General features: G+C 66.9%; 19 protein-coding genes. 1 reads left to right on the forward strand and 18 read right to left on the reverse strand.

Annotated features, from left to right (window positions below):
- Nucleotides 1-81: 81 nt before the first annotated feature.
- From nusA to AC1DO7_RS24245, 6 genes are all read right to left on the reverse strand, one after another.
- The gene (gene nusA / locus AC1DO7_RS24220; RefSeq protein ID WP_441623886.1) at nt 82-1557 is read right to left on the reverse strand and encodes a transcription termination factor NusA; all 1476 of its coding nucleotides are present in this window, start codon (nt 1555-1557) and stop codon (nt 82-84) included.
- On the reverse strand, nt 1554-2042 hold the full coding sequence (gene rimP / locus AC1DO7_RS24225) for a ribosome maturation factor RimP (protein ID WP_441623888.1): 489 nt from the start codon (nt 2040-2042) through the stop codon (nt 1554-1556). Before rimP ends, nusA begins: the two co-directional genes overlap by 4 nt.
- Nucleotides 2024-2224 carry a hypothetical protein gene (locus tag AC1DO7_RS24230; protein ID WP_441623890.1) on the reverse strand — a complete coding sequence of 67 codons (201 nt, stop codon included), beginning with the start codon at nt 2222-2224 and terminating at the stop codon, nt 2024-2026. The genes rimP and AC1DO7_RS24230 overlap by 19 nt, the downstream gene beginning before the upstream one ends.
- 164 nt (nt 2225-2388) lie before the next feature.
- A complete protein-coding gene (gene rluB, locus AC1DO7_RS24235) occupies nt 2389-4386 on the reverse strand; it encodes a 23S rRNA pseudouridine(2605) synthase RluB (RefSeq protein ID WP_477116651.1) in 1998 nt (665 codons plus the stop codon).
- Between the two features lie 5 nt (nt 4387-4391).
- Nucleotides 4392-5408: an SMC-Scp complex subunit ScpB gene (scpB, locus tag AC1DO7_RS24240; RefSeq protein WP_477116652.1), complete on the reverse strand. Its 1017-nt coding sequence runs from the start codon at nt 5406-5408 to the stop codon at nt 4392-4394.
- A gap of 586 nt (nt 5409-5994) precedes the next feature.
- Nucleotides 5995-6750, reverse strand: a complete 756-nt coding sequence (locus tag AC1DO7_RS24245) for a sulfite exporter TauE/SafE family protein (RefSeq protein WP_441623896.1) — start codon at nt 6748-6750, stop codon at nt 5995-5997.
- A 292-nt stretch (nt 6751-7042) separates the two neighbouring features.
- On the opposite strand from AC1DO7_RS24245, the gene fnr reads away from it, so the two are divergent.
- On the forward strand, nt 7043-7768 hold the full coding sequence (fnr, locus tag AC1DO7_RS24250) for a fumarate/nitrate reduction transcriptional regulator Fnr (RefSeq protein ID WP_441623898.1): 726 nt from the start codon (nt 7043-7045) through the stop codon (nt 7766-7768).
- Between the two features lie 42 nt (nt 7769-7810).
- Here fnr and AC1DO7_RS24255 read toward each other — a convergent pair whose 3' ends face one another.
- The 12 genes from AC1DO7_RS24255 to odhB all read right to left on the reverse strand — a co-directional run bounded on the left by AC1DO7_RS24255 (nt 7811) and on the right by odhB (nt 20249).
- A complete protein-coding gene (locus AC1DO7_RS24255; RefSeq protein ID WP_441623900.1) occupies nt 7811-8056 on the reverse strand; it encodes a hypothetical protein in 246 nt (81 codons plus the stop codon).
- A gap of 2 nt (nt 8057-8058) precedes the next feature.
- Nucleotides 8059-8277 carry a FixH family protein gene (locus tag AC1DO7_RS24260; RefSeq protein ID WP_441623902.1) on the reverse strand — a complete coding sequence of 73 codons (219 nt, stop codon included), beginning with the start codon at nt 8275-8277 and terminating at the stop codon, nt 8059-8061.
- A 49-nt stretch (nt 8278-8326) separates the two neighbouring features.
- Nucleotides 8327-9826, reverse strand: a complete 1500-nt coding sequence (ccoG, locus tag AC1DO7_RS24265) for a cytochrome c oxidase accessory protein CcoG (RefSeq protein WP_441623904.1) — start codon at nt 9824-9826, stop codon at nt 8327-8329.
- Between the two features lie 49 nt (nt 9827-9875).
- Nucleotides 9876-10799 (reverse strand): cytochrome-c oxidase, cbb3-type subunit III, encoded by a 924-nt coding sequence (ccoP, locus tag AC1DO7_RS24270; RefSeq protein ID WP_441623906.1) that lies wholly within the window; start codon nt 10797-10799, stop codon nt 9876-9878.
- Nucleotides 10800-10802: 3 nt separating this feature from the next.
- Nucleotides 10803-11003, reverse strand: coding sequence for a cbb3-type cytochrome oxidase subunit 3 (locus AC1DO7_RS24275; RefSeq protein ID WP_441623907.1), 201 nt, complete (start codon nt 11001-11003; stop codon nt 10803-10805).
- A gap of 3 nt (nt 11004-11006) precedes the next feature.
- A complete protein-coding gene (gene ccoO, locus AC1DO7_RS24280) occupies nt 11007-11666 on the reverse strand; it encodes a cytochrome-c oxidase, cbb3-type subunit II (protein WP_441623909.1) in 660 nt (219 codons plus the stop codon).
- 17 nt (nt 11667-11683) lie between these two features.
- Nucleotides 11684-13132: a cytochrome-c oxidase, cbb3-type subunit I gene (ccoN, locus tag AC1DO7_RS24285; RefSeq protein ID WP_441643518.1), complete on the reverse strand. Its 1449-nt coding sequence runs from the start codon at nt 13130-13132 to the stop codon at nt 11684-11686.
- A 147-nt stretch (nt 13133-13279) separates the two neighbouring features.
- On the reverse strand, nt 13280-13426 hold the full coding sequence (ccoS, locus tag AC1DO7_RS24290) for a cbb3-type cytochrome oxidase assembly protein CcoS (protein ID WP_020206636.1): 147 nt from the start codon (nt 13424-13426) through the stop codon (nt 13280-13282).
- Nucleotides 13427-13429: 3 nt separating this feature from the next.
- On the reverse strand, nt 13430-16009 hold the full coding sequence (locus AC1DO7_RS24295) for a heavy metal translocating P-type ATPase (RefSeq protein ID WP_477116653.1): 2580 nt from the start codon (nt 16007-16009) through the stop codon (nt 13430-13432).
- A gap of 142 nt (nt 16010-16151) precedes the next feature.
- Nucleotides 16152-17249: a cell division protein ZapE gene (gene zapE / locus AC1DO7_RS24300; protein WP_477116654.1), complete on the reverse strand. Its 1098-nt coding sequence runs from the start codon at nt 17247-17249 to the stop codon at nt 16152-16154.
- A 171-nt stretch (nt 17250-17420) separates the two neighbouring features.
- Nucleotides 17421-18857, reverse strand: coding sequence for a dihydrolipoyl dehydrogenase (gene lpdA / locus AC1DO7_RS24305; protein WP_441623917.1), 1437 nt, complete (start codon nt 18855-18857; stop codon nt 17421-17423).
- Between the two features lie 135 nt (nt 18858-18992).
- The gene (gene odhB / locus AC1DO7_RS24310; RefSeq protein WP_477116655.1) at nt 18993-20249 is read right to left on the reverse strand and encodes a 2-oxoglutarate dehydrogenase complex dihydrolipoyllysine-residue succinyltransferase; all 1257 of its coding nucleotides are present in this window, start codon (nt 20247-20249) and stop codon (nt 18993-18995) included.
- Nucleotides 20250-20263: the final 14 nt, after the last annotated feature.

Here is a 20263-nt window from a genome sequence, read left to right on the forward strand (position 1 = left end):
AAACCCTTTCAATGCTCGGTTTATACGTCGGGACAGTCGTGTGCGGAATACGCGCTCAGTCAATCTGGTTGAGCGTGTCCCTCAGTTAAACCAATGTTCCCGTGCTTTCATGATCAACGCGCGGGCCTCTTCTTCGCCCAGGCCGACCATCTCGACCAGTTCGTCGACTGCCAGTTCGGCGAGTTCGTCACGCGTATGGATACTGCCTTCGGCCAGCTTGCCGATCAGTTCCGGGGTCAGGCCGTCGAGGGAGCGCAGGTCCTGCGACACCTCTTCCACCTTTTCTTCCCGGGCCAGTTCCATCGTCAGGAGTGCATCGCGTGCGCGGTTGCGCAACTCGTTGACGGTGTCTTCGTCGAAGGCATCGATCTCCAGCATCTCGCTGATGGGCACATAGGCCACTTCTTCCAGCGTGGAGAATCCTTCGTCGATCAGGATGTCGGCCACTTCCTCGTCCACGTCCAGCTTGGCCATGAACAACTTGCGCACCACGTCGCTTTCCTCGGCCTGCTTCTGCGCCGATTCTTCCTGCGTCATGATGTTGATCTGCCAGCCGGTCAGTTCGGACGCCAGGCGTACGTTCTGCCCGCTGCGTCCGATGGAGACGGCGAGATTTTCCTCGTCCACCACCACGTCCATGCTGTGCTTTTCCTCGTCCACCACGATGGACTGTACCTGCGCCGGCGCCAGCGCGCCGATCACGAACTGCGCCGGATCTTCCGACCACAGTACGATATCAACCGCCTCGCCGCCGATCTCGTTGCGCACCGCGGTCACCCGCGTGCCGCGCACACCGACACAAGTGCCGATGGGRTCGATGCGCTTGTCATGCGCCACCACGGCGATCTTSGCGCGCACGCCWGGGTCRCGGGCAGCCGCCTTGATCTCCAGCAGGCCYTGTTCCATYTCCGGCACTTCGTTCTCGAASAGCTTGATCAGGAACTCGGGCGCAGTGCGCGAGAGCTCGATCTGGGGCCCGCGCGCGGTGCGGTCCACGTTCAGAATATAGGCGCGGACGCGGTCGCCGGTGCGCAGATTTTCCTTCGGGATGATCTGGTCGCGGGCCAGCAGCGCTTCCACGCGGCCGGATTCCACGATCAGGCCCTTCTTGTCGGCCCGCTTGACGGTGCCGGTCATGACCTTTTCGCCGCGGTCGAGGTAATCGTTGAGGATCTGCTCGCGCTCGGCGTCACGGATCTTCTGCAGGATCACCTGCTTGGCGGCCTGCGCGCCGATACGGCCGAACTCGACCGACTCGATCTGCTCTTCGATGAACTCGTCGAGCTCGATGTCGGCGCTCTGCTCGCGCGCTTCGAACATCAGGATCTGCTTGTCCGGCTCCTGCAGACCCTGTTCATCGGGGACCACGAGCCAGCGGCGGAACGTTTCATGCTCGCCGGATTCACGATCGATGGAGACACGGATATCCACGTCTTCCTCGAAGCGCTTCTTGGTTGCCGARGCGAGTGCCGCYTCSAGCGCACCGAATACCACATCCTTGTCGACGTTCTTCTCACGCGCAAGYGCATCGACGAGCAACAGAACTTCGCGGCTCATTGCTTGTTCCCTTTTTTCTGATTTCCTTTGAAGTCGATCACCGGCACCAGGCGTGCGCGATCGACATCGGATATGGCGAATTCCAGCAGTGCCGTGCCGTCCTTGCCGTCGAACTCCAGGCCGATCTGCTCCGCCCCCGGCTCGCCGGTGGGTGCCTGCAGGATGCCGACGAAGTTCTTCTGGCCGTCGACCGGGAGGCGCAGCGTGACCCTGGCTTCCTGGCCCGCAAAGCGGACGTAGTCAGCCAGTTTCTTGAGCGGCCGGTCCAGCCCCGGCGAGGACACTTCGAGACGCTCGTAGTCGATATTCTCGACCGTGAGCACGTGGGTAAGCTGACGGCTTACCTTCTCGCAATCCTCGATGACAATCCCGGTTTCAGGCTGATCGATATAGACGCGCATCAATCCGCCCGGAGCGCGCTCGAGCTCAACCAGCTCGTACCCCATGCCGTTCAGGGTGGTTTCGATCAAATCTGCCAGATGCACTGTATTCCCGAATAATGGCCATCAATACCGTGGCAGACCCAGCCCACCGGCACTGCCGCCTTTCTTTTGAAGACGGCTTCGCAGCCTGCTTGCCTGCCCGTCACCCCGACCGGCGCGCCGCGCAAGGACGGCATGCATGCGGATTGGGCGAACCAAAAAAAAATGGGCGCAATGCCCATCATTCGCCCATCCTTTTTCAGGATGACTTTTGAATAGACTTGGATTATACGCCGTTGCGGTGCAAAAGGCAAAGAGATAGCCGGGAGAAACCCGGACGGGAGGACAATGCGCGACGCGCCTCACTCCTTCCCGACCGTAATCCCCGCCACCCGGCACTACAAAAGCGTCAGCGGTTGCCGTCCCGGCCGCCGCCGCGCGGACGGCGATTGCCGTTCGCCTTGCCAGGCTGCGGCATCACATTTCCGTTCGCCTCGCCGCCGCCGCCGCCGCCGCGGCGCGGGCCGCGACCCTGGCCGCCGCCCATGCCACCCATGCCACCCATGCCACCCATGCCACCCATGCCGCCCATGCCGCCCATGCCGCTGGCGCCGCGGGCGCCACGTCCACCGCGCCCACCCATGCCGCCAGGGCCGCGCGGCGTGCCCGCCGCGCCGCCACCGAGCTTGGTGGTATGCGACGTCAGCAGGGTCGGGCCACCGATATAGCCCATCGACGTCTGCATGGGATCCGGCTGGCCACGACCGGCACCGCCGCCACGCGGACCGTTGCCGCGGTTCACGCGCGGCAGGCCGTCCATGCCGGTCGGCATCGGCATGCCGGCAATGGCCGCCTCGGTGCGCGCCTTGCGCCCGGTGACCTTGCTGTTGCCGCCCTTGGGCTGGCTGTCACCCTTCGACGGCGCCTTCAGGCCGATGGATGCCATCAGCGCGCGCACATCGTCGGCTTCAAGTTCCTGCCAGCGGCCACGCTTGAGGCCGCGCGGCAGCAGGAACTGGCCGTAGCGGGTACGGATCAGGCGCGACACGGTCAGGCCAACCGCCTCGAACATGCGACGCACTTCGCGGTTGCGGCCTTCGGTCAGCGCCACGTGATACCAGTGGTTGATGCCCTCGCCGCCGCCATCGGCGATGCGCAGGAAATTGGCCTCGCCATCGTCGAGCTTGATGCCGTGCAGCAGGCGCTGGCGATCGGCCTCGGCCAGTTCACCCAGCGTGCGCACCGCGTATTCGCGCTCCACGCCGTAGCGCGGATGCATGAACTTGTTGGCGATGTCACCCGAAGAGGTGAAGATCAGCAGGCCTTCAGTGTTGAAGTCGAGGCGGCCGACGGCCACCCACTTCCCTGCCTTGATGCGCGGCAGGCTGTCGAACACGGTGGGACGGCCTTCCGGATCCGACTGGCTGACGATCTCGCCGGACGGCTTGTGGTACAGCAGCACGCGCGGCGGCTTGGTCGACACGCGGCGGTGGATCAGCTTGCCGTTGACGCGGACCTGGTCGGCCGGCAGGATACGCTGGCCGATATGGGCCGGCAGGCCGTTGACCGACACGCGCCCTTGCAGGATCAGTTCTTCCATCTCGCGGCGCGAGCCCAGGCCGCCTTCGGCAAGCACCTTGTGCAGCTTGGGAGCGTCGTCGTCCGCGGAGAGTTCGCGCACTGGCTTGACCTTGGCACGCGCACCGCTGGCGTCTTCCTGGTCGTACTGCCCGGAAATCACGAAGCGGAACAGATCTTCGCCGCTTGCCGCGGCAGCGGCCGGCGCCTTGTCGGCCGCACCCGGCGCCGGGCGCTGTGCGCCGCCGCCCTTGCCCTTGTTGCCCTTGCCTGCCTGGCGCCCTGCGCCCTGCTGGCCTTCGGCGCCGCCGCGGCGGCCCTGGGGCTGCGCCTGGCCCTGCTGACCCTGGCCCTGACCCTGTTGAGGCTTGCGCTTGCGTGCGCCGTTGGGTCGTGCCCCGTCGCGCTGGCGTTCGCCGGCGACTTCGGCACCTGCCTCGCCCACACCGGCGGCGTCGCCACCGGCTGCGCGGCGCCCACGCGGCGCCGGGCGCTCGCCCTGCTGCTCGCCGGCCTGTGCCGCCTCGCCTTCGGCGGGCTTGCGCTTGCCACGGGTGCGCCCCTTGCGCGCGCCGTCGCCCTGTCCGGGCTGGGCGTCGGACGCACCAGCCTCGGGAGCGGCGGCCTGCTCGCCATCGGCGGGGCGGCCGCCCTCGCGGTCCTGCGCAGACTGGCGGCGCGTGGCTACCAGRTTGCGCARGCCACGGCGCAGGCCCTTGCGGCGCGGYGCGCCKTCGGYGCCRTTGCCGGCGTCGCCGGCCGGCGCATCCGCCGGGCGGACGTCTTGATCAACAGAATCGGACAAGGTATTCACATTCGGATGTTGCATGGTGTTCAGTTGGACACGCGCTCGTCGAGCTCATCGTGCTCGCTAGGGTGCGCCGGATTCGCCGGGTTCATGCCCGACGATGCCGGGGCTTCGGGCTCCTGCTCGCCGGAGGCCACTTGCACGTGGTAACCGTTGGCCGGGGCTCGCTCTTCCGCTTCTTCATCTGCCTCGCCGTCGGTCGCGGCGGGCTCCGCCTCGGCGGCGGATTCTTCTTCCTCGATGCCCGGGCCTGCACCGGACGTCACGCTTGCGGGCCCGACAGCGGCTTGCACTGCAGGCTCACCTGCCGTAGCCAGCTCCCGAACCGGCTCCGCATCCGCCTCGGGCAGTGCCGCAGCTTCGGCCTCACCCTCGGCAGCAGCAGCCTGCCCGGCGGGATCCGCCTGGGCGGACTCAGCCTCGTCAGGCGCCGCCAGCGCGAACGCTTCTTCGTCGCTGCCGGCGGGTACGCTGCCCAGGGACTCGAAATCGATCGGCTCCTGGTTCAGCAACGCGACCTGCGACTGCGCCTGCATGTCTTCCAGCGGCGGCAGCTCGTCCAGCGTACGCAGGCCAAGGTCGTCGAGGAAGGCCTTGGTGGTGGCGTACAGCGCCGGGCGTCCGGGCACGTCGCGGTGCCCGATGACCTCGATCCAGCTGCGGTCTTCGAGCTTCTTCACCACTTCGGTGCTCACCGTGACGCCGCGGATCTCCTCGATATCGCCCCGCGTGACCGGCTGCCGGTAAGCGATGATCGCCAGCGTCTCCATCACCGCGCGGGAATACTTCGGCGGCTTCTCGGGATTGAGCCGGTCGAGGTATTCGCGCATGGCGGGGCGGCTCTGGAAGCGCCAGCCGCTGGCCAGCGCCACCAGTTCCACGCCGCGCTGCTCCCAGTCGCGGCGCAGCTCGTCGAGCAGGACCCGGATGGTGTCGGCACCGACGTCGTCGGSGAACAACCGCCGCATGTCATGGACGCGCAAAGGTTCCTGCGCACAGATCAGCGCGGTCTCGAGGACGATCTTCGCCTCTTGGGTATTCATGTTGATTGCGTGCAGCCTGTCTTTGCACCTGCGCCCCTGAATATCCGGGACGCACTGGAGATTGCGGGTTCAGCGGTAGGGATTGCCACCGCCATCTGTCCGCGCAGCCAACCGCATGCTCGTTGCATTGCCGGCAGTGCGCTTTCTTTTTTGCATCGGATGCCGGACCTGACCGGCAGGAGATCGCCCGGCCACCGGCTCTACCTGCCGGTCGACGGAGCCCTTGCGTCGCGCCTCCCCCCTGATGTGGCGGACTTGTCCGGCGCGACATCGATCGCCCCGGGCGCAAGAAAATAACGGATATCGGACCTGCGTGGCTTATCTCGCCCCGCCCTGCCGAGGCTGGTCTTTTGAACCGAATCTTTTAAACCGGACGGCGGGTGGGGAACGGTCCCTGGCGGTCATACCTGCCCGGGGGTTCCTGGCATGCATCCCTGAGATGCGAATGCTAACCGGCGATGCCACGATGAATTACGCTGCGCGATATCGCTGTTCTTGCGATTGTATGGCATTCCCTGGCAAACCTGCAACCGCTTCCCTTGCGAATCGACCTGTCCGAGTGCGCGGCGCGTCACCGGAGCGCCTCTCAGAAGACCAGGCAGAAGCCATGCGCCGCCAGCGACTCTGGCAAAAGCAGCGCCCGCGCCACGCCCGCCACGCCAAAGCCGATCACGGCGAGCCCGGCCACGGCGCGTACCAGCGGACGGCGCGACCATTGCCGGAAATAGCCCGACAGCCCCGAAATCACCAGCAAGTTGGGCAAGGTGCCCAGGCCGAACACGGCCATCACCAGGGCGCCGGAGGCGGCGTTGCCCGCCAGCAGCGCCATGGCCAGTGCGCCATACACCATGCCGCACGGCACCAGCCCCCATGCCAGCCCCATGCCATAGCGGCGCAGCAGCCGCGCTTGCGGCAACGCCGTGCCGGCGAGCCGTCCGGCCGCCGCCAAGCCCAGCAGCAAGCCGCCGGCACCGCGGGCAGCCAGCCGTTCAAGCCAGCCCGCGCCGGGCGTGCGCCCGCCCAGCATCCACAGCCCCGACACCACCAGCATCACGCTGCCGGCGCCGAACAGCCAGCGCTGCACCGGCAGGTACTGCGCCTTCCAGGCAGCGGCGCCAAGCGCACCGAGCAATGCCCCCAGCACCGCATACATGCTGAGCCGGCCGGCATGCATGACCAGCAACTCGATCAGCCAGTGGCCGGGACGCCGCAGGATGGTCGCCGGCACCCGCGCGACACCGCCCTGCTCGGCGGCCAGCGCGATCCCGCCGCACATCGCTGCACAGTGCACGCCACCCAGCAAGGCCAGGGTAAATACACTGAAAAGCACGCCTATGGTCAACTTCTACTCCCTGTCGTAACGTTTCGCGCGTTAAAATGCGGCTAACGCGCCCCCGCAGATCCCAGAGGCGCTGTCGATTTCCTGCCCAGCGCCCGCGCCAATGCGCGTGATCGCAGACATGACGACGAGCAACGGTGCGCAGCATCCCGCCAGAGGGTGCAAGCGCGCCAGACTCGCGCGCCAGGGCTGATGCCGACGGTGCCTGAAACCGACGCTTTCAACGTCAAGCTCTCAACGCCATGCGCCTGCCCCACAGCGCTGGATTGACTGCGCCAAACCGGACAGGCCCCAATTGCTCACCTCCATTCCCATCACCGAGATGTCGCCCCGCTGCTCCACCTGCTCGCTGGGCCAGCTCTGCCTGCCCGTCGGCATGTCGCAGCAGGACCTCGAGAAAATGGATACGCTGGTGCAGGAGCGGGTGCGCGTACGCAAGGGCGAGACCCTGTACCGCCTCGGCGACCCGCTCACCGCCGTCTATGCGATCCGCTTCGGTACGCTCAAGACCCACCTGACCATGGAAGATGGTCGCTCCCAGATCACCGGCTTTCACCTTCCCGGCGAAGTCGTCGGCCTGGACGGCCTCGGCGAGATGCAGCATGCGTCCGATGCCACCGCGCTCGAGGATACCGAAGTCTGCGTCGTGCGCTTCGGCGATCTCGAAGCGCTGTCCGGCTCCCTGCCGTCCCTGCAGCACCAGTTCATGCGGCTGATGAGCCGGGAGATCTCGCAGGACCAGGTCATGCTGATCACGCTCGGCTCGATGCGCGCCGAAGAACGCCTCGCCACCTTCCTGATCAATCTGTCGGAGCGGCTTTCCGCGCGCGGCTACTCGTCTTCCGAATTCGTGCTGCGCATGAGCCGGGAAGAAATCGGCAGCTATCTCGGGCTCAAGCTCGAGACGGTCAGCCGGCTGTTCTCCCGCTTCGCGGAAGCCGGGCTGATCCAGATCCGCCAGCGCCACGTCAAGCTGGTCGACATGCCGGGCATCAAGCAGATCGTCAACAAGTCCTGCTAGGCCGCCAGGCCGATCTCCGGCGGCGCGCGCGGCGCGGCCGCCTCATTCCAGCTCGTCGGTGTCGGCCAGCCGCGTCGGCATCGTGTACAGCGTGAGCCCGCTCGATAACGAGCAGAGCACCCACGCGAACAGGAATCCCACCGTGTAGACCGCTTCGCGCGAGGCCTCCACCGGCTGCCCGAAGAAATGCAGGTCCCCCGGATCGATCATCGAGAACACCAGCGCGGTGGTCAGGCCGCCCACCAGGAAACCGGGCCACAGCACCCACATCAGCCAGCGCAGTCTCATGGTCACCTCGCCTGCGTCGCGGCCGGCACTGCATCGCGCGTGGCGCCTCGGGCCTTCTCGACCACCAGCCCGTGCCGCGACACGCCCTCCACGACCGGCTGGTCGGGATGCGACATCGCCAGCCAGATGGTGAAGCCGCAGCCCACCATCGCGACCAGCGGGCCGCTCATCAGCAGCCACGGCCAGGGCTCCTTCCACCAGGGATTGCTTTGCTGCGTCATCTGGCCTCCTCTATGTTGCGTGTTTGACCTGTGACTCCGGCGGCCGGCGTCACAGATTGCGCGGCACGATAAAGCTCGTGCTCTGGCTGATCTCCGCGGCGCTGGCGCCTCCGGCTTCGCTGCCGGCGGTGCTCACCGTGACCTGGATCTTGTGCGTGCCGTGGCCCGCGGCTTCGATCGGCACGCGCACGCGAATCGGAATCAGCCGGTTCGACGTGGGATCGAGGTTGCCGGCGCTGTGGTCGTACTCCACCGCGAGGCCCTTCAGTTCGTCGCTCTCGGCGCGGATCGCGACGCGCATCGGTGCTTCGGTCGTGTTGATCAACTGCAGCCGGTACACGTTCTCGATCCAGCGGCCCTCCACTTCCCGGCCGAGCGCGCCGCGGTCGCGGATGATGTCCACCTTGAGCGGCGTGCGCATGGCCAGCGAGGCCATGAAGCCGGCGGCCAGGGCCAGCCAGATCACCGAGTACACCACCGTGCGCGGACGCACCAGGCGCTTGCGCGCCACCGCTTCCGAGAGTGCGCGGCGCATGGCGTTCTCCGACGTGTAGCGGATCAGCCCGCGCGGGTACGCCATCTTGTCCATGACCTGGTTGCAGGCATCGATGCAGGCGCCGCAGCCGATGCAGTCGTACTGCAGGCCGTCGCGGATATCGATGCCGGTCGGGCATACCTGCACGCAGATGCTGCAGTTCACGCAATCGCCGAGGCCCGAAGCCTTGTAGTCGGCCTTGCGCGAGCGGCTGCCGCGCGGCTCGCCGCGGCCCACGTCGTAGGTCACGACATAGGTGTCGCGGTCCACCATCACGCTCTGGAAGCGTGCGTAGGGGCACATGTACTTGCACACCTGCTCGCGCATGAAGCCGGCGTTGCCCCAGGTGGCGAACGCGTAGAACAGCATCCAGAAAGTCTGCCACGGGCCCAGCGACAGGCTCAGCACCTGGGCGCCGAGCGCGCGGATCGGCGAGAAGTAGCCGACGAAGGTAAAGCCCGTCCACAGTGCGATCAGGATCCACAGCGTATGCTTGGAGGCCTTGAGCCGCAGCTTGCGTACGCTCCACGGATCGCCGTCGAGGCGGATGCGCGCGAAGCGGTCGCCTTCGACATGCCGCTCGATCCACATGAAAATCTCGGTATAGACCGTCTGCGGACATGCATAGCCGCAGAACAGCCTGCCCGCGATGGCGGTGAACAGGAACAGCGAGAGCGCGGAGATGACCAGCAGCACCGCGAGGTAGATCACGTCCTGCGGCCACAACACCAGGCCGAAGATATAGAACTTGCGCGCGCCAAGGTCGAACAGCATGGCCTGGCGGCCATTCCATTGCAGCCAGGGCATGCCGTAGAAGAACAGCTGGGTCAGGACCACCATCCAGACCCGCCAGCGCGAGAACGCGCCGGACACCGAGCGCGGATAGATCTTGCGGCGGACTTCGTAGAGGGTTTCGTCGGAGCTCTGCGCATCCGCCGTGGCGGATGCGCTCTCGCGCTGGGCCGGTTGCGAGGTGCCAGACCTGGCAAGCGGCTCCGGTTCGGGGGCGTTCATGGATTGTTGTCTCCGCCCGCGCAAGGGTCACGCAGGCATGCTGCCACGCTCATTGGCCGCTCCCGGTGCCTGCCCCGCTGTTGGACAGCCCCCATACGTAGGCGGTCAGCATGCGGATGCGCTCGGGCGTCAGGATCTCTTCGTGCGCGGGCATATGGTTGTTGTGGCCCTTCAGGATGGCGTCGACGATGCTCGCCTCCGAGCTGCCGTACAGCCAGACGTTGTCCGACAGGTTGGGCGCGCCGAGCGCCTGGTTGCCCTTGCCGGTGGAGCCGTGGCAGGCCGCGCAGGTCGACTTGAAGGTGCTCTCGCCGCGCGAGGCGCGGATCGGATCGGACGCCAGCCCCGACAGCGAGCGCACGTACTGCGCCACGTCGCCGGCCAGCTTTGCATCGACGGTGGCGGCCTGCGACGGCATCACGCCGTTGCGGCCCTTGGTGATGGTCTGGGTGATGGTGGCGGGCTCGCCGCCATACAGCCAGTCGGCGTCGGTCAGGTTGGGAAAGCCGCGGCTGCCGCGCGCGTCCGAGCCGTGGCACTGCGCGCAGTAGTTGAGGAACAGCCGCTGGCCGATCTCGCGCGCCTGCGGGTCCGCCGCCACCTGCTTGACGTCCATCTTCATGTACTTGCCGTAGATTTCGTTCTGCACCTGTTCGGCAGCCTGGCGGTGCGCCGCCAGTTCTCCCTGCGAGGAGTACTTGAGCACGCCGGCGTAGGAGCCGAGGCCGGGATACAGCACCAGGTATGCCAGGCCGAAGATGCACGCCAGCAGGAACATCCACATCCACCAGCGCGGCAGCGGGTTGTTCAGTTCGCGCAGGTCGCCGTCCCACACGTGGCCGGTGTCCTGGCCGGCGCCCGCCACCTTGGTCACCTTGCGTTGCGAGAACAGCAGCCACACGCACCAGACGATGCCGACCAGCGCAATGGCGGCAATGTAGTAACTCCAGAAATCCGTGAAGAAGTCGCTCATGACTCAGTGTCCCTGCTTGGTATGGTTGGCGCCGCCCGCGGGGCTGCGCTCTTGGCTGGCGGCGAGCGGTTCGTCGGGCAGCGCGAACGGCAGCAGCGCCGACTCCGCGTTGGCGGGCTGGCGGCCGGCCGACCAGGCCCACCAGCAGATCGCCAGGAACGCGATCATCGAAACCACGGTGGAGAATGCAGTGATCATGGCCATGGCTTACTCCTTGGCGGACGCGGCCGCTGTGTCCACGCGGACGTTGCGCTTGCTGATGCCGAGTTCCTGCAGGTAGGCCACCAGCGCGTCTTCCTCGGTCTTGCCCTCCAGCGTGGCTGGCGCCTGCTCGATCTCGGCCTCCGTATAGGGCACGCCCAGGCGCTTGAGCGCGCGCATGCGGTCACGGATGTCGCCGGTAGGCAACGGTGCCTTCTCGAGCCACGGGTACGACGGCATCACCGATTCGGGCACCACGTCGCGCGGGTTGCGCAGGTGGATGCGCTGCCAGTCTTCGGAGTAGCGCCCGCCCACGCGCGCCAGGTCGGGGCCGGTACGCTTGGAGCCCCACAAGAAGGGGTGGTCGTAGACCGATTCGCCCGCCGTCGAGTAGTGGCCGTAGCGCTCGGTCTCGGCCTGCAGCGTGCGCACCTGCTGCGAGTGGCAACCCACGCAGCCTTCGCGGATGTAGACGTCGCGGCCCATCAGGCGCAGCGGCGAATACGGCTTGATGCCGGGGTCCGGCTCGGTGGTGGAGTGCTGGAAGAACAGCGGCACGATCTGGACCAGCCCAGCGATGCTGACCACCAGGATGGTGCAGATGATCAGCCAGCCGATGTTCTTCTCCAGGGTCTCGTGAGAAAAGAAGCTTTGTTTCTGCGACATCATTTCTCCTGGCGTAGTCAGTGGGCGGCGGCGGCGGCCGTCGCCGGGATCGGCGCGTCCACGGCGGGCTTGCCGATGATGGTCTTGGCCACGTTGTAGGCCATCAGCAGCATGCCGGAGAGGAAGCACAGGCCGCCCAGCAGACGGATCAGGTAGAACGGGTACTTGGCCTTGACCGCTTCCACGAAGGCGTAGGTGAGCGTGCCGTCGGGCTGCGTGGCGCGCCACATCAGGCCTTCCATCACGCCGGCGATCCACATCGAGGCGATGTACAGCACCACGCCGATGGTGGCGATCCAGAAGTGCAGCTCGATCAGGCGCACGCTGTACATCTCTTTCTCGCCGAACAGCCGCGGGATCAGGTAGTAGAGCGAACCGATGGAGATCATCGCGACCCAGCCCAGCGCGCCGGAGTGCACGTGGCCGATGGTCCAGTCCGTGTAGTGCGACAGCGCGTTGACGGTCTTGATCGACATCATCGAGCCCTCGAACGTCGCCATGCCGTAGAACGACAGCGCCACCACCAGGAACTTGAGGATGGGGTCGGTGCGCAGCTTGTGCCAGGCACCCGACAAGGTCATGATGCCGTTGATCATGCCGCCCCACGACGGCGCCAGCAGGATCAGCGAGAACACCATGCCCAGCGACTGCGCCCAGTCGGGCAGCGCCGTGTATTGCAGGTGGTGGGGACCGGCCCACATRTAGGTRAAGTTGAGCGCCCAGAAGTGGACGATCGACAGGCGGTAGGAATAGATSGGRCGMCCRGCCTGCTTGGGGATGAAGTAATACATCATGCCCAGGAAGCTGGTGGTCAGGAAGAAGCCCACCGCGTTATGGCCGTACCACCACTGCACCATCGCGTCCTGCACGCCGGCGTAAGCCGAGTAGGACTTCCACATCGACACCGGCATCTCGATATTGTTGACGATATGCAGGATGGCGATGGTCAGGATGTAGGCGCCGAAGAACCAGTTGGCCACGTAGATATGGCGGGTCTTGCGCTTGACGATGGTGCCGAAGAACACGATGGCGTAGGCCACCCACACCAGCGTGATGAGGATGTCGATCGGCCATTCGAGCTCGGCGTATTCCTTCGAGCTGGTGATGCCCATGGGCAGCGTGATGGCCGCTGCCACGATCACAAGCTGCCAGCCCCAGAACGTGAAGGCCGCCAGCGGGCCGCAGAACAGGCGCGCCTGGCAGGTACGCTGCACCACGTAGTAGGAGGTGGCGAACAGCGCGCTGCCGCCGAAGGCAAAGATCACCGCATTGGTATGCAGCGGACGCAGGCGCCCGAACGACAGCCACGGCGTATTGAAGTTGAGTTCAGGCCAGATCAGCTGTGCTGCGAGCAGCACGCCGACGGCCATGCCGACGATCCCCCACACGACCGTCATGACGGCAAATTGCCGCACGACGCCGTAATTGAAGGTGTCGGCGCGAGAAGACGCGGCGGTGACATCCATTCAGACCCCCAGATTGTAGAAAGCAGAAATTGATGACGTGACTGTAGGAAAACCCGGCATGGGGTGTCTTGATCTGTATCAAGCGCATCGGAAAGCCCTGGAACTTGCTCGCTGGCGCGTTGCCCGCGGGCAGCCGCGGCACCGGTCTCAAGGCTTGTCGTTGTCCAGCAGGATGGCTTCGGCGGGACGATCGAGATCGTCGTACTGGCCGGCGTGCAGCGCCCACCAGAGGGCGCCTGCGATCACCGCCACCAGCACCAGGCTCATCGGCACCAGCAGGTAAAGCATGTCCATGCGTCAGTCTCCGGTCTTGCCGGCGCGCAGCAGGCGCCAGGCATTGGCCACCACCAGCAGCGACGACAGCGACATGCCGATGCCCGCCATCCAGGCGGTGACATGGCCGGTGGCCGCCAGCGGGATGGCGATGACGTTGTAGGCAAAGGCCCAGCCGAGGTTCTGGCGCACCACGCGGCGCGTGCGGCGCGCGGTGCGCAGCGCCTGCGCGATCTCGGCGATGCGCCCGTGCGCGAGCACGGCGTCGGCGCCGGCCTGTGCCAGCGGCGCGCCGCTGCCGATGGCGATGGACACCTGCGCCTGCGCGAGCACCGGCGCGTCGTTGATGCCGTCGCCGACCGCCAGCACCACCGCGCCGGCGCGCTGCAGGCGCGCCACGTATGCGCGCTTGCCCTCGGGAGTGACGCCGCCCTCGCGGCGCGCGATGCCGAAATGGTCGGCCCACCAGCCCACCGCCGAAGGCGTGTCGCCCGATACCAGGTGGGTGGTCACGCCAAGCTCGCGTAGCTGCGCCAGCAAGCTGGCCGCCTGCTCGCGCTCGGTGTCGGCCAGCGCGAAGATCGCCAGCGCGCCGGCGGCATCGCCCAGCCAGACCAGCGTGGCGCCGCGGCGTTCGCTGGCGGCCAGCGTCGCTTCGATGGTGTCGGCCCTGCCCGCGCCAGCATCGCCGGCCAGCGCGGCAACGAAGCCGCGCCGGCCCAGCCGCAGGCGCCGTCCATCCACCTCGGCTTCCAGTCCCTGGCCCGGCACGTTGCGCACGGCGCCGACCACATGGGTGTCGTCGGCCAGTCCTTGCGCCTGCGCCGCCTCGACAATGCCGCGAGCGATCGGATGTTCGCCCGAGCGCTCGATGGCAGCTGCCAGACGCAGGCTGGCCGCCGCTTCGTCCACCCCGTCCGCCCCGGCCGCCCCTACCACATGTATCCCGGCCAGCGCGAAGCGCCCCTGGGTCAGCGTGCCGGTCTTGTCCAGCATCACGTCCGTGACCCCGGCCAGCGCCTCCAGCGCGTGGCCGCGCGTCAGCAGCACACCGCGCCGCGACAGCGCCGCACCCGCGGCGGCCAGTGCCGCCGGCGTTGCCAGCGACAACGCGCACGGACAGCTCACCACCAGCACCGCCACCGTAACCGGCAGCGCGCGCGCGGGATCGACCCACAGCCACCAGACCACGCCGGCCGCCGCCGCCAGCACCAGCAGGACGGCGACGAACCAGCCCGCCACGCGGTCGGCCATGGCGGCCAGGCGCGGCTTTTCAGCCAGCGCCCGGTCCAGCACCGCGACGATCTCGGCCAGGCGCGTGGCGGCGCCCACCCTGGCCACGCGCAACTCGAGCGGACTGGCGGTATTGAAGCAGCCGGCCAGCACCGCATCGCCCACGCCGCGTGCGACCGGCCTGCTCTCGCCGGTCAGCATCGATTCGTCCAGCTCGCTGGCGCCGGCCGCGACCGTCGCGTCCGCGGGCACCACCTCGCCGGCCTTGACCCGGATCAGGTCGCCCGCGCGCAGGCGCGCCACCGGCACGCGCTCCCCCACCCCGCCTTCGGCCTGCAAGCGCTCGCAGGTGGACGGCAACTGGCGCGCCAGCATCTCGGCGCCGCTGCGCGAAGCCTGACGCACACGCAGCTCCAGGTAGCGCGCCAGCAACAGGAAGGCGACGAACATGGTGACGGAATCGAAGTACACCTCGCCGCTGCCGCGCAGCGTGGCGATGGTGCTGGCAACGAAGCCGGCACCGACGCCGATCGCCACCGGCACGTCCATGCCCAGGTGACGCCGGCGCAGGCTGCGCCATGCGCCGGCGAAGATCGGCGAAGCCGAATACAGCACTACCGGCAGGGTCAGCACCAGGCTGGCCCAGCGCATCAGTTGCAACTGGCCGGGGTCGATGGTGGCTTCGTGCGTGTAGATGGGCCACGCGTACATCATGACCTGCATCATGCCGAGCATGGCCACCGCCATGCGCATCAGCAGGCCGCGGCGCGCGTGGCGGTCCTGGCGGTCCGAGCGCGACACTTCGAACGGCCACGCCAGGTAGCCGATCGACGCCAGCGCGGCGAGCAAGGCAGACACCGGCTGCTCCGCCTCGCGCCAGCGCACCATCACACGGCGCGTGGCCACGTTGGCGATCACCRATTCCACCCCCGGCAGGCTGCCCAGGTGCTGCTCGATCAGCCACGCACAGGCGGCGCAGCGGATATGCTCGGGCGCCAGCGTGATCTCGGCGCGGCGCTCGTCGAGCGGCCGCACGAACTGCGCTCGCAGCTCCTCCGTGTCGTAGGYGGCCCAGATGGGCTCGGCTTCGCGTCGCGCGGCATCATCGATGGGGCGGGCGAACCGGGCCTGATCGCCGTAGAGATGGCCAAAGCCGGCGCCGTGCAGGGTCTGTGCCAGTGTCTGGCAGCCGCCGCAGCAGAAGACATGGTCCTCGCCACCGATGCTGGCGCGCAAGACGGGGGCGCCAGCCGCAAGCGGCTGGCCGCAATGAAAGCAGCCCGCACGCCCGGCGGCGGCCGGCGCGCTGCCCGTGCCGGCAGGCGGCGTAATCGGTATGGGTGCGGCGGCAGCGGCGGAGGATGGGGGCATCGGGACTCTTTTTTACCAGGTGCATGGTATGAGTCCCGCAGGCAAGCCGCCTTGATATGGATCAAGCGTGCCACGCGGCGGCGGCACGCCGGCCCGCCCGGAGCGGCCAGCGCTCCAGGTCGACCGGTCAGGTCAGGTCAGGTCAGGTCAGCGATGTATCCACGGTGCGGCGCKGCGCTTCCAGGTATTCGCGCGATTGCATCTCGATGATGCGCGAGACGGTGCGATGGAATTCGTTGGACATCTGGCCCTCGGTGTACAACTCGTCGGCGGGCACTTCGGCCGAGATCAGCAGCTTGACCTTGTGATCGTAGAAGACATCGATCAGCCAGGTGAAGCGCCGTGCCTCGGACGACATGCGCGGCGTCATCTTGGGAACGTCCGACAGGATCACCGTATGGAACTGGGTGGCCAGTTCGAGATAATCGTTCTGCGAGCGCGGCCCGCAGCATAGCGTGTTGAAATCGAACCAGACCGCCCCGCCAGCCTTGCGCAGCGCGCGCAGTTCGCGATGCTCGATATGCAGGATGGGCGACTCGTCGGCCACCCCGGCAATGCTGGTGAACGCCTGCCGGAGTGCCGAGCTGGCCTCCGGGCCGAGCGGCGTGTGATACGCCTGCACCTGCTCCAGCGCGCGCTTGCGGTAGTCGATGCCGGCATCCACGTTGAGCACGTCGAGCTTTTGCTGCAGCAGCGCAATGGCGGGCAGCACGCGGTCGCGGTGCAGGCCGTCCGGATAGAGCAGGTCCGGCCGGTAGTTGGAGGTCATGACGAACTGCACGCCGTTCTCGAACAGCTGCTGGAGCAGGCGGTGCAGGATCATGGCATCGGCCACGTCGTTGACGTGGAACTCGTCGAAGCAGATCAGGCGGAACCGCCGCGCGATGCGCTTGGCCAGTTCGTCGAGCGGGTCCGGACGGCCGCGCAGCTCCTCGAGCTGGCGATGCACCTCGCGCATGAACTCATGGAAGTGCAGGCGCGTCTTGCGCACCACCGGCACGCAGGTAAAGAAACTGTCCATCAGGAAGGACTTGCCGCGCCCCACGCCGCCCCACAGGTACACGCCCTTGGGCACGTCCGGATGCACCAGCAGCTTCTTCAGCGTGCTGTTGCGGCGGCTCTTGTACGCCACCCACTCGTCATAGCACTGCTGCAACCGGTCGACGGCGCGCAGCTGCGCCTCGTCGGAGGTGTAGCCGCGTTGCTTCAGTTCCTGCTCGTAGTACTCACGGACGTTCATGCTGACTGCTTGCGCTGATGCCGGCCTTGATGCTGACAGGCCCGCCTGGAAGTATATCGAGGCGCGCACCGGGATACCAATATCCCGCCGCCCCCGAAAGCGAAAACGGCGCGCCGCTGGAGCGGCGCGCCGGTACTCAATGATACGCTGGCCAATACGCTGGCATGCGCCTTACATATTGAGCTGGCGCTTGTCCACGGCGAGAGCGGCTTCGCGCATGACTTCCGACATCGACGGATGCGGATGGCAGGTGCGGCCGATGTCTTCGCTGGCGGCCTTGAACTCCATCGCCACCACGGCTTCGGCGATCAGGTCCGATGCGTTCGCGGCGACCACGTGCACGCCCAGGATCTCGTCGGTCTTGGCGTCGGCCAGCATCTTGACGAAGCCATCCGAGTGCCCCATGCCCAGCGCGCGGCCGTTGGCCATGAAGGGGAACTGGCCGGACTTGTACTCGCGGCCTTCGGCCTTGAGCTGCTGCTCGGTTTTGCCCACCCACGCGATTTCCGGGAAGGTGTAGATCACCCAGGGAATGCAGTTGTAGTCGATGTGCGGCTTCTGGCCGACAATGCGCTCGGCCACGGCCACGCCTTCGTCTTCTGCCTTGTGCGCCAGCATCGGGCCGCGCACCACGTCGCCGATGGCCCACAGGCCCGGCACCTTGGTGGCGCAGTGATCGTCCACCTCGATGAAGCCGCGCTGGTCCGCGGCCAGGCCGATGGCTTCCAGGCCGAGGTTGTCGGTGTTGGGCACGCGGCCGACCGACACGATCAGGCGATCCACTTCCAGGGTCTGCGCGGCGCCGTCCTTGTCGGTGTAGCTGACGGTGACGTTGTCCGCGCCGGTCTTGACCTCGTTGACCTTCACGCCGAGGCTGAACTTCAGGCCTTGCTTGGTCAGCAGCTTTTGCACTTCCTTGGCCACGCCATCGTCGGCGGCACCCAGGAACGCGGGCAGCGCTTCCAGCACGGTCACTTCGGCACCCAGGCGGCGCCACACCGAGCCCAGCTCGAGGCCGATCACGCCGGCGCCGATCACGCCCAGCTTCTTCGGCACGCCGGCGAACTTGAGCGCGCCTTCGTTATCGCTGATCAGCTTGTTGTCGACGGTGATGCCCGGCAGGTGGCGCGCCTTGGAACCGGTGGCGATGATGACCTGCTTGGCGGTCACGACTTCGGTGCCGGCCTTGCCGGCGATCTCGACCTGGAAGCCCTCGGCGGTCTTGCCGGTGAACTTGCCGTAGCCCTTGAGCAGCGTGACCTTGTTCTTGCGGAACAGGAACTCGATGCCCTTGGTCATCTTGCCGACGATGTCGTCCTTGCGCTTGAGCATCTTGGCCACGTCGACCTTGACGTCGCCCACGGTGATGCCGTGGTCGCCGAGATGGTGCTGCACGTTCTCGAACTCTTCCGAGGAGGCCAGCAGCGCCTTGGAGGGAATGCAGCCCACGTTCAGGCAGGTGCCGCCCAGGCGCGGTTCGTCCTTCGGATCGTCGTAGGCATTGCCTTCGCAGCAGGCCACGTTCAGGCCGAGCTGGCCGGCACGGATGGCGGCGATATAGCCGCCGGGGCCGGCACCGATCACCAGCACGTCGAATTGTTTGCTCATGGATTTCCTTTTGCGGCCCGGGGCGGGGCAACCTCGCCCGCCGGGCCGCCATCAACTCTACGGTCCGTCGTGCCCGCCCGGGCGCGCGCGGCGCCCGGGTGGCAGGACTTCAGTCACTTCGGATGCGCGCGACGCTTACAGGTCCAGCAGCAGGCGTGCCGGATCTTCCAGCGCWTCCTTCATCGCSACCAGGCCCAGCACRGCYTCGCGRCCRTCGATGATSCGGTGGTCGTAGGACATGGCCAGGTAGTTCATCGGACGGATCACGATCTGGCCGTCTTCCACCACCGGGCGGTCCTTGGTGGCGTGCACGCCCAGGATGGCCGATTGCGGCGGGTTGATGATCGGGGTCGACAGCATCGAGCCGAACACGCCGCCGTTCGAGATCGAGAAGGTGCCGCCGGTCATTTCTTCGATCGACAGCTTGCCGTCCTTCGCCTTCTGGCCGAATTCAGCGATCTTCTTCTCGATGTCGGCCAGGCTGAGCTGGTCGGCGTTGCGCAGGATGGGCACCACCAGGCCGCGCGGCGAACCGACCGCGATGCCGATGTCGAAGTAGCCGTGGTAGACGATGTCGTTGCCGTCGATCGATGCGTTGATCAGCGGGAACTTCTTCAGCGCGTGCACCGCGGCCTTGACGAAGAAGGACATGAAGCCCAGCTTGACGCCGTGTTCCTTCTCGAAGCGGTCCTTGTACTTGTTGCGCAGGTCCATCACCGGCTTCATGTTCACTTCATTGAAGGTGGTGAGGATGGCGTTGGTGGATTGCGATTGCAGCAGGCGCTCGGCGATACGGGCGCGCAGGCGGCTCATCGGCACGCGCTCTTCCGGACGGTCGCCCAGGGCTGCGAAGTCGACCGGCGCGGACACTTGCTGCAGTGCCGGCTTGGCGGCGGCGGCCGGGGCTGCCTTGGCGGCAGGCGCGGCGGCCGGTGCAGCGGCGGCGCCGAGCACGTCGCCCTTGGTGATACGGCCATCGCGGCCCGTACCGGCAACCTGGCTGGCCGACAGGCCGCCTTCGGCCATCAGCTTGGCAGCCGAAGGCATGGCAACGGCGCCGGCTGCGGCGGGCGCGGCAGCGGCCGGAGCGGCTGCGGGCGCGGCGGCAGGTGCGGGCGCGGCGGCGGCGGGAGCAGCTGCGCCGGCGGTGGCTTCGGTGTCGATCTTGGCGATCACTTCGTCGGCGACCACGGTGTCGCCATCGTTGCGGATGATCTGCGACAGCACGCCTGCCGACGGGGCCGGCACTTCGAGCACGACCTTGTCGGTCTCGATCTCAATCAGGATTTCGTCTTGGGCAACGGCTTCGCCCGGCTTTTTCTTCCAGTTCAGCATGGTCGCTTCTGCAACCGATTCGGACAGCTGCGGAACCTTGACGTCAACAATAGCCATGGTTGGTATTTCCT

The organism is Cupriavidus sp. 05N40, assembly GCF_056397305.1.

What these genes read in the sequence shown, in the direction of transcription:
- ccoS (WP_020206636.1), bottom strand. Translation starts at nt 13,426, where the DNA reads ATGGACATGCTTTACCTGCTGGTGCCGATGAGCCTGGTGCTGGTGGCG.
- AC1DO7_RS24230 (WP_441623890.1), bottom strand. Translation starts at nt 2,224, where the DNA reads ATGATGGGCATTGCGCCCATTTTTTTTTGGTTCGCCCAATCCGCATGC.
- AC1DO7_RS24255 (WP_441623900.1), bottom strand. Translation starts at nt 8,056, where the DNA reads ATGAGACTGCGCTGGCTGATGTGGGTGCTGTGGCCCGGTTTCCTGGTG.
- ccoG (WP_441623904.1), bottom strand. Translation starts at nt 9,826, where the DNA reads ATGAACGCCCCCGAACCGGAGCCGCTTGCCAGGTCTGGCACCTCGCAA.
- ccoO (WP_441623909.1), bottom strand. Translation starts at nt 11,666, where the DNA reads ATGTCGCAGAAACAAAGCTTCTTTTCTCACGAGACCCTGGAGAAGAAC.
- AC1DO7_RS24275 (WP_441623907.1), bottom strand. Translation starts at nt 11,003, where the DNA reads ATGGCCATGATCACTGCATTCTCCACCGTGGTTTCGATGATCGCGTTC.
- AC1DO7_RS24260 (WP_441623902.1), bottom strand. Translation starts at nt 8,277, where the DNA reads ATGACGCAGCAAAGCAATCCCTGGTGGAAGGAGCCCTGGCCGTGGCTG.
- ccoP (WP_441623906.1), bottom strand. Translation starts at nt 10,799, where the DNA reads ATGAGCGACTTCTTCACGGATTTCTGGAGTTACTACATTGCCGCCATT.
- lpdA (WP_441623917.1), bottom strand. Translation starts at nt 18,857, where the DNA reads ATGAGCAAACAATTCGACGTGCTGGTGATCGGTGCCGGCCCCGGCGGC.